Consider the following 268-nt stretch of genomic DNA (forward strand, 5'->3'; position numbering starts at 1 on the left):
GCGTACATTATTTATCCTTAGTGACAGATGCTTATACCCGTCAGATTAAAGGTTATAAGTTATCGAATGATATGCGTGCGGAGAATGTTGTGCAGGCACTACACATGGCGATGCAGCATGTGACGGATCGAGCGACAAGGATGATTCATCATTCAGACAGAGGCTCTCAGTAATGGCTTATTTACGCCTACCATCGAAAAACAGGTGAGATTCTTGCTTATGTTTGGGGTAAGAGAGATTTAGCTACAGTCCAAAGGTTGAAGACAAA

The 268-nt window shown here is 42.5% G+C and carries 2 pseudogenes; both read left to right on the forward strand.

The window, feature by feature from the left end:
• A pseudogene (locus tag ACG9ZB_RS17390) lies at positions 1–170 on the forward strand (DDE-type integrase/transposase/recombinase); the annotation flags it as partial.
• A 3-nt stretch (positions 171–173) separates the two neighbouring features.
• Positions 174–268: pseudogene (locus ACG9ZB_RS17395) on the forward strand (IS1 family transposase); the annotation flags it as partial.

This window comes from Acinetobacter johnsonii (assembly GCF_048551975.1).
Classification (GTDB): Bacteria; Pseudomonadota; Gammaproteobacteria; order Pseudomonadales; family Moraxellaceae; genus Acinetobacter; species Acinetobacter johnsonii_A.